At 61.2% G+C, this 13,254-nt stretch carries 11 protein-coding genes and 1 pseudogene; 9 read left to right on the top strand and 3 right to left on the bottom strand.

From position 1 onward, the window contains the following. Nucleotides 1-551: 551 nt before the first annotated feature. The gene (locus AWB81_RS36270; RefSeq protein ID WP_062642624.1) at nt 552-1,727 is read right to left on the bottom strand and encodes a porin; all 1,176 of its coding nucleotides are present in this window, start codon (nt 1,725-1,727) and stop codon (nt 552-554) included. A gap of 143 nt (nt 1,728-1,870) precedes the next feature. Continuing rightward, nucleotides 1,871-3,211, bottom strand: a complete 1,341-nt coding sequence (locus AWB81_RS36275) for an MFS transporter (protein WP_062642626.1) — start codon at nt 3,209-3,211, stop codon at nt 1,871-1,873. 278 nt (nt 3,212-3,489) lie between these two features. On the opposite strand from AWB81_RS36275, the gene AWB81_RS36280 reads away from it, so the two are divergent. The 9 genes from AWB81_RS36280 (at nt 3,490) to AWB81_RS36320 (ending at nt 12,422) form a co-directional block, all read left to right on the top strand. Further along, nucleotides 3,490-4,677, top strand: a complete 1,188-nt coding sequence (locus tag AWB81_RS36280; RefSeq protein ID WP_062642629.1) for a CaiB/BaiF CoA transferase family protein — start codon at nt 3,490-3,492, stop codon at nt 4,675-4,677. Nucleotides 4,678-4,731: 54 nt separating this feature from the next. Continuing rightward, nucleotides 4,732-5,343 (top strand): carboxymuconolactone decarboxylase family protein, encoded by a 612-nt coding sequence (locus tag AWB81_RS36285; protein ID WP_062642643.1) that lies wholly within the window; start codon nt 4,732-4,734, stop codon nt 5,341-5,343. Nucleotides 5,344-5,470: 127 nt separating this feature from the next. Continuing rightward, nucleotides 5,471-6,226 (top strand): GntR family transcriptional regulator, encoded by a 756-nt coding sequence (locus tag AWB81_RS36290; protein ID WP_087135432.1) that lies wholly within the window; start codon nt 5,471-5,473, stop codon nt 6,224-6,226. A gap of 188 nt (nt 6,227-6,414) precedes the next feature. Beyond that, on the top strand, nt 6,415-7,032 hold the full coding sequence (locus AWB81_RS36295) for a glutathione S-transferase N-terminal domain-containing protein (protein ID WP_062642631.1): 618 nt from the start codon (nt 6,415-6,417) through the stop codon (nt 7,030-7,032). After that, on the top strand, nt 6,974-7,984 hold the full coding sequence (locus tag AWB81_RS36300) for an amidohydrolase family protein (protein WP_235026085.1): 1,011 nt from the start codon (nt 6,974-6,976) through the stop codon (nt 7,982-7,984). Before AWB81_RS36295 ends, AWB81_RS36300 begins: the two co-directional genes overlap by 59 nt. Continuing rightward, nucleotides 7,975-8,736 carry an enoyl-CoA hydratase-related protein gene (locus tag AWB81_RS36305; protein ID WP_062642634.1) on the top strand — a complete coding sequence of 254 codons (762 nt, stop codon included), beginning with the start codon at nt 7,975-7,977 and terminating at the stop codon, nt 8,734-8,736. The genes AWB81_RS36300 and AWB81_RS36305 overlap by 10 nt, the downstream gene beginning before the upstream one ends. 22 nt (nt 8,737-8,758) lie before the next feature. Further along, nucleotides 8,759-9,553: an enoyl-CoA hydratase-related protein gene (locus AWB81_RS36310; RefSeq protein WP_062642636.1), complete on the top strand. Its 795-nt coding sequence runs from the start codon at nt 8,759-8,761 to the stop codon at nt 9,551-9,553. Between the two features lie 132 nt (nt 9,554-9,685). Then, nucleotides 9,686-10,888 carry a 3-oxoadipyl-CoA thiolase gene (gene pcaF, locus AWB81_RS36315; protein ID WP_062642638.1) on the top strand — a complete coding sequence of 401 codons (1,203 nt, stop codon included), beginning with the start codon at nt 9,686-9,688 and terminating at the stop codon, nt 10,886-10,888. Between the two features lie 7 nt (nt 10,889-10,895). Further along, the gene (locus tag AWB81_RS36320; RefSeq protein ID WP_062642640.1) at nt 10,896-12,422 is read left to right on the top strand and encodes a 3-hydroxyacyl-CoA dehydrogenase; all 1,527 of its coding nucleotides are present in this window, start codon (nt 10,896-10,898) and stop codon (nt 12,420-12,422) included. 493 nt (nt 12,423-12,915) lie between these two features. On the opposite strand, the pseudogene AWB81_RS46040 reads toward AWB81_RS36320, so the two are convergent. Then, nucleotides 12,916-13,254, bottom strand: a pseudogene (locus AWB81_RS46040) (IS4-like element ISCku4 family transposase); the annotation flags it as partial.

Consider the following 13,254-nt stretch of genomic DNA (forward strand, 5'->3'; position numbering starts at 1 on the left):
TCGTACATCGCTGGGCACGTCCCAGCCGGCTCGGCCGGAGCCACCTTACACCGCCAGCGCTCCGCAGTCACCCGTACTACTCGTCGGTCTGAGGCGGAGCCTCGTTAGTAATAGCCGTGCTTTTCGGCATTGATGCGGACATAGCGCGGTTGTTCCGCGTTCCCGTCAGAGCGCCTCCGGACTGTCGAATCAGTTCGGGCCGGGGTCGCCGCAGATCCTTGCGCTCGAACTTCGATCTTCGGCAATCGGCCATGAACGGTCATTCTCCTTAACCGTGGCTGGGACATTCACATGACGGTTCCACCGAGCAAGCGGCCATTTGTCTCGTTCAGAATATGGCGATACGTCGTCACAGGCGGACCTCCGACAGCACCATTTCAATGAGCAATGTGGGCGAACTGTCGCAACTGTCTGAGAGCCGACAACACCGGCCGCAACGTGTATGGATGGGATCCGCCAGCGGATGGGAAAGCCGCCTGTGCACGGCGCCGTCCCAGATTTGATTCGTTTTGTTGAAGGATCCTGCCTAGACGGGTCCGTCCATGCCGTCGTCAGAACTTGTGACGCAGGCCGATGCGTACCACTTTTACGCTGTCAGACGATGAGGGCGTCAGGACGTTGATGGCGGCGACCGCCTTGTTGTTTGTCGAATCGACCCCGGAAGCGTGCTGATAGATCGCCGATAGATAAACATCTGTTCGCTTGGACAGGAAGTAGTGAGTGCTGGCCTCGGCCTGGTGATAGGTCGCGCCTTCGTTGACGTTGTTCAAGCTACCCTTGGTATAATCGTAAGCGACGCCCGCCATCCACGCGGGCGTGATTTGGTAGCTGAAGTTAACTTCCGCGTTATTGAAAATCGCGTTGCCCGTGTATCGGCTCGGGTTTGGTCCGGAGGTCGTATCGCCCATGCCCCGGAAACTGATATTCGAATACGTCGCGCCGAAGGTGGCGGAGCCGTATGTGTACGATGCGCCTGCACCTATATCCTGATACGAATGCGCGGAAAGGAAGCCGCGATAAACAGGCGACGTTGCATTGGCCGCTGTCGCCGTAGCTGCCGTGGCGGAGTTTCCACCGAACAAGCTTGTGTTGGGATTGCGGGCGTTGAGATAGGCGACGCCCGCCGAGAACGGTCCGCGAGTATAACCAGCACCAACAGACCATATTTGGTTGCGGGTTACGTCGCCGGCGACGCCGCCGAGACTGTACGTTCCGCCAAACGAAAAGCCGGCGTAGTTTGCGCTCGTAAACTTCACTGCGTTGTTGCTGCGGAAGCTGTAGTTAAAGTTGTCGAGGTCGCCCGGATGCGCGGATATGTAGCCGCCCCACTGATTGCTCACCGAGTACTGGCTCACGAAGTCGATGAGCGAATCGTATTGCCGGCCGAAAGTCAGAGTGCCATATGGGTTGGATAACCCGACATAGGCTTGCCGGCCGAACATCAGTCCGCCTTGGCCGAGCCGACCGTTGGTCACGTCAAAACCGTTCTCGAGGCGGAAGATCGCTTTGAGCCCCCCACCCAAATCTTCGCTTCCCCAGAGTCCAAACCGGCTACCTTGATTGACGCCGCTCGTCATGGCAAACAGGCGCCCGCCGTTAGCGTTCGACTGATAGTTGAAACCCGCATCAATAATGCCGTACAGCGTGACGCTGCTTTGACCATAGGTGGCAGTGGCGAAGGCGCTCAATGCAGCGATTGCGCAAAGCGAGTAAGAATGCTTTTTCATGTACTGTCTCCAGAGTTCGGTTTTATCGCAGCGTGAGCAAGGCTTCGCCAACGGAGAGACCGGAATCGGTGTCTCATGCGGACGTTCGGGTGATGGTGTTGTGGGGGCGCCAAGGTTTCAAACCTCGGCCCAGCGATGCTGCTTCAGGCGTGGGTCGCCTTTCTCGGCTTGTCGTGCCGCCCGACCGCGACGACGGTCACCGCCCCTACCAGCATCAGCGCCGCAAGGTAGTATTGGCCGGCGGCGAGTGTATGCGTGGTCTGGTTGAGCCAGCCGACAATGCCAGGGCTAACCAGGCTACCAAGACCCGCAAGCGTGCTGATCAACGCGATGCCGCCCGCCGCGGCTTGCTTGCTGAGATACAGGCTCGGCATGGACCAGAATGGCCCCATCGCCGCGAAGGTACCCGCAGCCGTCACGATCAACGCGACAACCGACAAAGCGGGATTTGCCGACACCATTGGCAGAGCCGCCCAGCCGATCGCTGCAGCGACGCCAGAGAGCGCGGCGTGCCAGCGGCGCTCCTTGCGCGCGTCGGAGTGTCGAGCCACCAGGTACTGGCAAACAAAGCCGGCAATGAAAGGGAGCGATGACAACACGCCGATCGTCCACAGATCGGTGATGCCAGTTCGACGGATGATTGTCGGCAACCAGAAGAACACGTTCGACGTGCTGGCGAGCAGCGCGACGCCCATCCCCGTCAAGAGATAAAACCGAGGGGAGAGCAGCGCCTGGCCGAACGACTTGTGCGCGGTCGCGCCGGTCGTCTCGCGGTCGGCTCGCAAGTCGCGTTCGATGATGGCCGCTTCGTCGGGCGACAGCCAGGGTGCATTTGCCGGCGTATCGTGCAAAAGTCGGATCACGACAAAAACGAGCAGCAACGGCGGGATGCCTTCAATCAGGAAAAGCCACCGCCAACTGTGCAGCCCCGCGACGCCATCCATCGTGTGCATGATGAGTCCCGACAACGGGCCGCCGATCACGCCGGCGATGGGAATGGAGGCCATGAACAGCGCGGTGAAGCGAGCCCGGCGAGACACGGGCACCCAGTAGGTCAGATACAGCAGGATGCCGGGAAAAAGTCCCGCTTCGGAAGCGCCAAGCAGAAAGCGCCAGAGGTAATAGCTATTCTGGCCCGTCATCGCGGCGAGTCCCGCCGAACACACCGCCCAGAGCACCATGATTCGTAGAAATGTTTTTCGGGCGCCGATCTTCGCCAGCAGCATGTTGCTGGGAATCTCGAACAGCATGTATCCGGCGTAGAAGATGCCCGCGCCGATTCCGAAGACCGCCTCGGAAAGCCCCAGATCGTGCAGGAAGCTCAGCTTCGCGAAGCCGACATTAGACCGGTCGATGAAGGCGACGATATAGAGCAGCATGAGGAGCGGCATCAAACGCCCGAGAAGCTTTTTGTAGACGGCGTTCTCTGCAGTGATGCCTGCGGATAAATCGCCGGTGGGCGACGCGGATGTCTGGATGGTCACTGGTGTCTCCTCATTTTCGCCGCTCGAGCCGAGCGGACGCACTCGATAGCCGAATTAGAGGACCTCGCGTCATAAAAGTCAATAACATGACCTATAGGGTTTTCACGAGAGGTTCCGTTCGCCCGAATCGGACAGAATGCGACGCAGGACTCGCGGTTACGCCGCAAAGAGCCGGCTTTCATCTCACAGGGGCAGCACGCATTAGGCCAAAAACATGGTTTAATGGTTTAAGGCGAGCGAACCGCCGCAGCTGCGAATATTGTCTAACCGGAAAAATCATGAGCGGACCTCTCTCACATATCAGGGTTCTCGACCTCAGCCGCATCATGGCGGGGCCGTGGAGCGGCCAGATTCTCGCGGACCTTGGCGCCGACGTCATCAAGGTGGAACGCCCCGAAGTCGGCGACGACACCCGCAGCTGGGGGCCCCCGTTCCTGAAGGCAAGCGACGGCTCTGCGTCGAAGGAATCAGGCTATTTTTTGTCGGTGAATCGCGGCAAGCGCTCGGTTGCAGTCGACCTCGCGACGCCCGAAGGGCAAGCGACCGTGCGTGCGCTCGCGGCGCAGTGCGACGTCGTGCTCGAGAACTTCAAGGCCGGCGCCCTGAAGCGATACGGTCTCGCCTACGACGACCTGAAAGCCGTCAGGCCGGATCTGATCTATTGCTCGATTACGGGTTTCGGCCAGAATGGTCCGAAGTCGGAAAACGCCGCGTATGACTTCATGATCCAGGCGATGGGCGGCCTGATGAGCGTGACGGGCGAGCGCGACGAGGAACCGGGCGGCGGCCCGCAAAAGGTCGGCGTGCCGATTGTCGACATCATGACGGGCATGTATGCGACGGTCGGCATTCTCGCCGCTCTCGCGCGGCGAAACGAAACGGGGGTAGGCGAGTATATCGACGTGGCGATGCTCGACGTTCAGGTCGCGTTTCTCGCCAATCAGGCGATGAACTACCTTGTCTCGAACAAGACGCCGGTTCGCAACGGCAACAAGCATCCCAACATCCAGCCGCAGGACGTGTTCAAGTGCCGTGACGGCTTTCTGGTGCTCGCAGTGGGCAACGACGGCCAGTTCCGCAAATTCTGTGAAGTCATCGTGCGTCCTGAGCTCGCCGATGACGAGCGCTTCGCGACCAATGCGCAGCGGGTGCGCAATCTTCCGCCGCTGCTCGCGATCATCCGCGAAGCGCTGCTCGAGGACGACCTCGACGTTTGGCTCGGCAAGCTGGATGCCGCCACCGTACCGTGCGGGCCGATCAACACGATCCCGATGGTTTTCGAGGACGCCCAGGTTAAGCACCGCGAGATGCTGCGCCATCTTCCCCATCCGGTCTCGGGCACCGTGCCGCAGGTGGTGAGCCCGATTCGACTCCGCAATGCGCCGTTGAGCTTCGACCGCGCCCCACCGACGCTCGGGCAGCATACGGACGAAGTGCTGCGCGAACTTGGCATTGAGCGCGGCTGAGGCTGGTGCACGGAGGCTGCCGAACAAAATGACATCTCACTGTAAGGATTGAACGTGGCCCGCATTCCGCTTTTTTCTCCCGACTCTATGACCGCCGAGCAGGAGCGCGTCTATCGCGCTGTCGTCGACGGACCGCGCGGGACCGTCGTCGGTCCATTGCGCGCCGCGCTGCATCGCCCCGAACTGGCCGACCGCTGGCAGCGCTTCGGCGAAATCCTGCGCTATGGGACGACGTTGCCGGCGCGGTTGACCGAACTGGCAATCGTAGTCACAGCGCGGCGCTGGAACAGCCAGCTCGAATGGCATATTCACGCCGAGGCAGGGTTGCGTGCCGGCCTGAGTCAAACAGTGCTGGACGCGATCAGAACAGGCGCCCAACCTGCCTTCGGGGATCCGGAAGAAGCCGACATCTACGAATTCGCGCGCCAGCTACAACAGACGGGCAATGTGGAAGAGGACGTCTATCAGCGCGTGATAAAGCGTTGGGGCAACGTCGGTGTCGTGGAACTCGGAGCCGTGATCGGTTACTACACGCTGGTGTCGATGACGCTAAATGTGCATCAGATCCCGTTGCCAGACGACGTGTCGCCGCCGCTCGAGCCCCTCCTGCACTCAAGCGAGGTTGGCGAAGCCCTCCCGACGCTTGCGCGCTGCACTCTAGCATGAGAATCTGTTAGTAAAAGTCAGTAGGCTAGACAACTGGTTCATTGGATTAAACTGACAGGGTTCCCGCTACGAGGGCTGCCCGGGCAGCCCGCGCCGGACGCGCCCCATGACATTATCCGGAGTTGCAATGAGTACAGAGGCGGCCCTGAAAGAAGCAGCCATTGATTTCAGCCTAAGCGGAGTTCCCCGCTACATCCAGCTTGCGACGCTGTTCAAAAGGCGCATCGAGTCTGGCCAGTGGAGCGTCGGCGCGCAGATACCGACCGTCGACGAGCTAGCCGAAGAATGTGTTGTCGCCCGCGCCACGGTCCGGCAGGCGCTTGACATTCTCCAAGGGGACAAGCTCATCGAGCGCTTTCGCGCCAAGGGCACATTCGTCATTCAGAAGCCGCAAAGCCAGCTCTGGTGCGAAGTGCCGACCGATCTTTCCGGCCTGCTGCTCGCGGCAGAGGGCGCAACAATCGAATTGCTGAAGACTGAAAAGGGCGTGATGCCCGCCAATATCCTGCACACAAGCGGCAAGCTCGCGCCCTCGTACCAGCACTGGCGCCGGCGCCATTCACGCGAAGGCCAGCCATACTATCTCGGCGATGCATACATCGATGAACGCCTGAGCCGACGCATCCCGAAGTCAGCCTTCAGGCAATACACGACCATGCGTATATTGCGGGACATGCCGGGCCTCAAGCTTCAGGAGATTCATCAGACTATAACGATTGGCACCGCCGACGTGGAGTTGTCTCGGATGCTGGAGATTCCGCTCAACGCGCCCGTCGCACACGCCTATCGCACCGCGACCGATGCCGATGGGACGATCGTCTTCGTCGGCAATGGCGTGTATCGGGGCGATGTTGTTCGCCTGGACATCAAGGTCGCCCTATAAACGCGGGTCGAGGGTGTTGCCGTGTGCGGCGTCCGCGACTTGCGTCATCAGTGTTTTCACCCATCTATTTTTCCTTCCGGTTAGGTCAAAAGGCCATATAATTGACCTAACACGAAAAGCGAGTCGCATTTGACTTGAGCGGGTCGGCAGGTGTCGTGTGTTCTTTAACGTTCCCGAAGGATAGGCACATGAAACTGCATTGGTCGCCGCGCTCGCCGTTTGTGCGCAAAGTCATGGTGTGCGCGTACGAAGCGGGTGTTGCCGAGAAGTTCGAATGCGTGCGGTCCCCCGTCGCGATGGACAAGCCCAATCTCGAGCTGCTTCACGACAACCCGTTGAGCAAGTTGCCCACGCTCGTGCTCGACGACGGATTCGCTCTGTTCGATTCATCGGTGATCTGCGAATACCTCGACTCGCTGCACGACGGCGCGCATCTCTTTCCGGCCGTGGGCCGCGAGCGCTTCGTCGCTTTGCAGCAGCAAGCGTTCGCTGACGGCTTGCTCGATGTGCTGTTGCTCTGGCGTCAGGAGCGTAACAAGCCGCAGTCGCAGCAGCGCCCGGAATGGCTCGCGGCGTTCGCGGTCAAGTCGGACGCCTCACTTGACGCGCTCGAGAAATTGGCGCCGCAGTTGCGACTCGAAACAATCCAGATCGGCGACATCGCCATTGCCTGCGTGCTCGCCTACTACGACTTCCGCCTGCCGGACTTGCAATGGCGCGAGGGACGTCCGGCGCTCACCGCGTGGCATGCGCGTTTCGCCGAGCGCGACTCAATGCGCCGCACCGAACCTGGCGATGGAGGGTGAAGTCATGAGCAGTATCACGGATCCTCTGCGCCCCGTCGATGTCGTGCCGGCAAAGATGCCGCACCCGCCGCGCAATGCGCTTCCCGACGGCACCTGCGATGCGCATTCGCATGTGTTCGGCCCTTATCAAGACTTTCCGTTTGCGACAGCGTCCAACTATCCGCCGCCGCTCGCGCCTTGTCCCACCTATCTCGCAATGCTGGACACGATCGGAGCGAGCCGTGGCGTACTCGTTCAGCCGGCGCCGTATGGCACCGACAACACGGCGCTCGTCGCGGCGCTTGAGGCGGGCGCTGGCAGGTTACGCGGTGTTGCAGTCACGCGGCGGGACGTGACCGACGAAGCGTTGCGACACCTCGACAGCAAAGGCGTGCGTGCGTTGCGCTTCAATGAAATGCCCAGTCCGCAAACCGGCAAACCGTTCGTGGGCAGCGTCGGGCTGGAGGTTGCTTTGTCGCTCGCGAGCCGCATGAAGGCGCTCGATTGGCACGCACAGGTCTGGGCGCGATGCAGCGACGTTCCCGCCATCACCGAGAAGCTCGAGCGTGCCGGATTGTCCGTCGTGTTCGAACACATGACGTGCTTCGATCCGTCGCTCGGAACGGAGCATCGTGATTTTCAGAACGTCCTGGCGTTGCTCCGGGAGGGGCGCGTCGGCGTGAAGTTGGCCCTGTGCCGTGTATCGAAGCAGGCCCCGGGCTATGAAGACTTGCGTCCGTTCCATGATCTTATGGTTGAAGCGAACGCGCGGCAACTGGTGTGGAGTTCAGACTGGCCTTACGTGCGCATGGCCGATGCTGCGCCGGACGTCGGCGATTTGCTGAATACATTCCATGAATGGGTGGACGACGCCTCGTTGCGGGAGACCATCCTTGTCGATAACCCCGCGCGCATCTACCGGTTCGACGACTGCGTACAAATTCTTTCTACCAAAGGCAACCCATGTCACTGACTCTCGAAAAGCGAGATGGTATCGCGATCGTCACCCTCGACCGGTCGCCGGTCAACGCGTTGACGCTCGCGCTTTATAGCGAAATCGCCGATCTCTTCGAAAACCTTGGCAAGGAACTCGATGTCCATTGCGCCATCTTCACCGGTGCGGGCAATCGCGCATTTTGCGCGGGGCTCGATCTGAACGAGTTTCTGAGCGCGACGCCCGAGCAGGATCCCGAGCGGGCAGCCATTGTGCGCAGGACGTTTTCCGCCGTCTACCGCTGCCCGATTCCCGTCATCGCTGCGATCAACGGGCCTGCCCTCGGCGCGGGCTCGGTGCTGGCCACCGTGTGCGATATCCGCATCGCCGCGAGCAATGCGCGGTTCGGCACGCCGGAGATCAATGTCGGCCGCTGCGGGGGCGCGGCTCATCACGGCCGGTTGATTCCACAGGGCGCATTGCGCCGCATGTACTTCACCGGCGAACCGATTGGCGCACAGGAAGCGTTCAGGCTCGGTCTGATCGATGAAGTCGTCGAACCCGAAGACTTGATGACGACGGCACTCAAGCTTGCAGCGAAGATTGCCGCCAAGAGTCCGCTTGGCTTGCGCTATGCAAAGCAGGCGCTTAACGACATCGAATCGATGCCGCTCGAAGCAGCTTACGAGCACGAGCAGGGCTACAGCACGAAGCTGATGTACACCGAGGACGCGCGTGAGGCGACGCGCGCATCGGTGGAAAAGCGCCCGCCGGTTTTCAAGGGACGGTGATCGAGTCTTAAACGAGGGTTTTATGAAGACATCAGAACCGAGTACCGGAAACGTCGTGATCTGCGAACGTCCCGAGTCGGCGGTCTCCGTGATTCGCATTGATCGCCCCGAGCGCCGCAATGCGCTCAGCCTTGACGTAAAGCGGCAACTCGACGAGGCGTTTGCCGCAGCGGACGCCGACCTGGACGTGCGCGTGATCGTGCTGACCGGCGGGAACTCGTTCTTCGTCGGCGGCACAGACATCGTCGAGATGGTGAACATGACTTCCGGGGAACATACGGCGCGCGACACGAGCCGCGTGTTCCGGACCATCGCTGCATGCCGCAAGCCCGTGATTGCGGCGGTCGAAGGTTATGCGCTGGGCGGTGGGTGCGAACTGGCGCTTGCCTGCGACATGATCGTCGCGGGACGCGGAGCGCGATTCGGTCAGCCAGAGATTCGAGTCGGCATCATGCCCGGCGCAGGTGGAACGCAGCGGCTGCTAAGGACCATCGGCAAATATCAGGCGATGAAGATGATCCTGACCGGCGAGCCCGTCGATGCGGAGATGGCGTTAGCTATGGGCCTCGTCTCCGAGCTGGCCGACACAGGCGCCGCCTTGGAGCGAGCGCTTGCACGGGCGCGCGACATCGCCAGCATGCCGCCGCTCGCTGTCCGGGCGATCAAAGAGGTCGTCAACGCCGGACAGAACCTGCCGCTCGACGGCGCGTTGCTTTTGGAACGCAAGGCGTTTCAGCTCCTGTTTGATACGAGCGATCAGGAGGAAGGCATGCGAGCGTTCCTCGAAAAGCGCCATCCGGTGTATCGCGGGGCGTGAAGCTCGGTCCTTCGCATCGTGGACGATGGCGAATGATTTGACGGATTGAAACAGTGATCGACAAGGAAATCGACGCAAGCTGTGGCTTGGCAGCGTTGCGCGCGTACGGTCGCGTAACTACAGGAGATTTACATGAAAGACGCTTTCATTTGTGATGCAATTCGTACGCCGATCGGCCGCTATGCGGGCGCGCTCTCGTCGGTGCGCGCCGACGATCTCGGCGCCGTGCCGCTGCGCGCGCTGATGGAGCGCAACAAGGACGTCGACTGGAACGCCGTCGAGGAAGTGATCTACGGCTGCGCGAATCAGGCGGGCGAAGACAATCGCAACGTCGCGCGGATGTCGACGTTGCTCGCCGGCTTGCCCGAAGGTGTTCCGGGAACGACCGTGAACCGCCTGTGCGGCTCGGGCATGGACCCAATCGGCATCGCCGCGCGCGCGATCAAGTCGGGTGAGGCGAGCTTCCTGATCGCGGGCGGCGTGGAGAGCATGAGCCGCGCGCCGTTCGTGCAGGGCAAGGCGACGAGCGCCTTTTCGCGTCAGGCCGACATCTACGACACGACCATCGGCTGGCGCTTCGTCAATCCGTTGATGAAGAAACAATACGGCGTCGATTCGATGCCGGAAACGGCGGAAAACGTCGCGGACGACTACAAGGTGAGCCGCGCCGATCAGGACGCGTTCGCGGTGCGCAGCCAGCAGAAGGCGGCGCGCGCGCAAAACGACGGCACGCTCGCGCAGGAAATAGTCTCGGTGACAATCGCGCAGAAGAAGGGCGATCCGATCGTCGTCTCGCAGGACGAGCATCCGCGCGAGACGAGTCTCGAAGCGCTCGCGAAGCTGAAGGGCGTCGTGCGCCCGGACGGCAGCGTGACGGCGGGCAACGCGTCGGGCGTCAACGACGGCGCGGCTGCGCTCATCATCGCCGACGAAGACAGCGCGAAGCGCTTCGGCCTCGTGCCGCGCGCGCGCATTCTCGGTCTCGCGACCGCGGGCGTCGCGCCGCGCGTAATGGGCATCGGCCCGGCGCCCGCGACTCAGAAACTTCTGAAGCGCCTGAACATGACCATCGACCAGTTCGACGTGATCGAGCTGAACGAAGCGTTCGCGTCGCAAGGGTTGGCCGTGCTGCGCATGCTCGGCGTCGCGGACGACGATCCGCGCGTCAACCCGAATGGCGGCGCCATCGCCTTGGGCCATCCGCTCGGCATGAGCGGCGCGCGCCTTGTGACGACCGCGAGCTACCAGCTTCAACGCATTGGCGGCCGCTTCGCGCTTTGCACCATGTGCATCGGCGTGGGGCAGGGCATTGCTATCGCGATTGAACGGGTCTGAGGTCGACATGAAAAACGTTCAAGACGCGAAGATAGGAATTGTGGGTGCCGGAGCCATGGGGCAGGGAATTGCCCAAATTGCGGTGGTTGCTGGGCTGGAAGTCCGGCTAATGGACATCGATACGGCCGCGTCCGCGCGCGCCATCGCTGCGATCGGCGCCATGCTCGACAAGCTCGCTGCCAAGGGAAAACTCACCTCGGAGCAGGCGCAGGCGGCACTGCGGCGCATTCAACCGGTGGACTCCGTCGGCGGACTTGCCGATTGCAATCTGGTGGTCGAGGCGATTGTCGAGAAGCTGGAAGTGAAGCGATCGTTGTTTGCCCAACTCGAGGAGGTCGTGCGCGACGACGCGGTGCTCGTTTCGAACACGTCGTCATTGTCAATCACGGCAATTGCCGCAGGGTGCCGTCATCCTGAGCGGGTTGCGGGCTATCACTTCTTCAACCCCGTGCCGCTCATGAAAGTGGTCGAAGTCGTGCGCGGCCTGCGTTCCAGCGATGCCACCATCGACTGGCTCGCCTCGCTCGCCCAGCAACTCGGACATACGGCAGTTCGATGCCGCGACATGCCGGGCTTCATAGTGAATCATGCAGGACGCGCGCTCAATACGGAGGGCCTGCGCATCGTCCAGGAGGGCGTGACTGACGAGCCGACAGTCGACGCCATCGTGCGTGAGCAGATGGGCTTTCGCATGGGCCCATTCGAACTGCTGGACTTGACCGGTCTCGATGTGTCGCACGCGGTGATGGAGTCGATATATCGGCAGTTCTATGACGAGCCGAGGTTCCGACCGTCCCCTATTACGGCCATCCGTCTTGCCGGGGGAATGCTGGGGCGTAAGAGCGGTTCGGGCTTCTATGAGTATAACGGTGGAACCCGGGTGTCGGAGCCGGTCTCGGCTCAAGAGAGGACTGGATGGAAGCCCGCCGCGGTGTGGGTGAGTTCTCGTCATCCGGACGAAGCGCAGCGGGTGCTCGATTTGCTCCAAACGTTGGACGTTGAAGTGGAGACGGGCAGTGCACCGAGTCACGACGCCTTGATTGTCGTGACACCACTCGGACACGATGCGACCACCAGCGCAACCTCGGAAGCGCTCGATGCCACGCGCTTGGTGGCCGTGGATACCCTTTTTGGATTCGATCGAGGCCTGCGACGCGTGATCATGCCGACTCCCGCGACGCGCACCGACATGCTCGAACGCGCTCAGATACTGTTCGCGATCGATGGCGCTCCAGTCTCCACGATCCGTGACTCTGGTGGTTTTGTGGCACAGCGCATTCTCACCTGCATCGTGAACACAGCCTGCGAAATCGCCCAGCAGCGGATTGCCTCGCCCGACGACATCGACGCCGCGGTTCGACTCGGACTCGGCTACCCGCTCGGACCTCTGGCGCTCGGCGACCGTGTCGGTGCAATACGGATCGTCGCCGTGCTGAAGGGTCTAGTGGATCTCTACGGCGATCCGCGTTACCGCCCTGGCGTTTGGCTGTCCCGGCGCGCCGCTCTGAATCTGCCGCTCGGTTTTCCGGATTGATCGATTTAAACCGGGCGATGGCCTTGACGAAGAACGAGCGTCACGTTTGACGAATCAAAGTCTGGGCTTTCGAGGCGCGATGGCTACGCAGTTGGTCGGTGACTGGCACCTCGGCAGACGCGACGAGCTTTCTTGTGAGCCGCCCTTCGCTACCGCTGCTCCGACAATTCACCAATTGTTTCGGTGCGGAGATCGGCGGCTGTACTTTGGACGCGGTCACTGGGGTACCTCGAGTCTGATAGACGGCTTAGGGTCGTCAAGGAGCATTGGATTTTCCTGCCAGCGGCCATTCACGATCTACGAATTCGACCGGTGGTTCGGTCTCAGCGCCAGCCGCTAAACTTCGCAAACTGCCGTAGGGTCACTTCGGAATCACGGGCGGTTCAGGGCCGCGGATCTGCGAACATGCTAACTTTCACGGGGAAAGGCAAATAACCGTCTTTCAGCGCTTTCTATGGTACTCAAGAGTGCCGAGTTCGGCACAGTCTTGGGGTTATGTGGCCAGTCGGAACATCTCGAAGGTGTCAGGGTCCTGCCTTTCGGCGATGAATTTCGCGAAGAAATTGGTTTTGGCGCTATTCACGAGAAATTCGGGCAGGCATTGTCGTAGTGCACTGGCGACAACCAACTCCGATGGAGGGATGCCGGGACGGATGGTGCGCAGCCAGGATCCAAAGGAACTCCAGACGAGTGAAGGGAATACCGCTGCCAGGTACTGAAGCAGTCCCTGGCAGACGATGCCAGCCTGAATGAAGACGTGATAGGCGTGGGTCTTGCGCTTGACGGCGTCGCGGTACTCGGGCGACTCGCGATGAAGGTATTGATCGCCGTT

It is taken from the genome of Caballeronia arationis (assembly GCF_001544975.2).
Lineage (GTDB): Bacteria > Pseudomonadota > Gammaproteobacteria > Burkholderiales > Burkholderiaceae > Caballeronia > Caballeronia arationis.

Bases quoted from the DNA above. Each gene is read 5' to 3' on its own strand.
- AWB81_RS36290 (WP_087135432.1), top strand. From the start codon at position 5,471: ATGAGTACAGAGGCGGCCCTGAAAGAAGCAGCCATTGATTTCAGCCTA.
- AWB81_RS36300 (WP_235026085.1), top strand. From the start codon at position 6,974: ATGCGCGTTTCGCCGAGCGCGACTCAATGCGCCGCACCGAACCTGGCG.
- AWB81_RS36305 (WP_062642634.1), top strand. From the start codon at position 7,975: ATGTCACTGACTCTCGAAAAGCGAGATGGTATCGCGATCGTCACCCTC.
- AWB81_RS36280 (WP_062642629.1), top strand. From the start codon at position 3,490: ATGAGCGGACCTCTCTCACATATCAGGGTTCTCGACCTCAGCCGCATC.
- AWB81_RS36270 (WP_062642624.1), bottom strand. From the start codon at position 1,727: ATGAAAAAGCATTCTTACTCGCTTTGCGCAATCGCTGCATTGAGCGCC.
- AWB81_RS36320 (WP_062642640.1), top strand. From the start codon at position 10,896: ATGAAAAACGTTCAAGACGCGAAGATAGGAATTGTGGGTGCCGGAGCC.
- pcaF (WP_062642638.1), top strand. From the start codon at position 9,686: ATGAAAGACGCTTTCATTTGTGATGCAATTCGTACGCCGATCGGCCGC.
- AWB81_RS36310 (WP_062642636.1), top strand. From the start codon at position 8,759: ATGAAGACATCAGAACCGAGTACCGGAAACGTCGTGATCTGCGAACGT.
- AWB81_RS36295 (WP_062642631.1), top strand. From the start codon at position 6,415: ATGAAACTGCATTGGTCGCCGCGCTCGCCGTTTGTGCGCAAAGTCATG.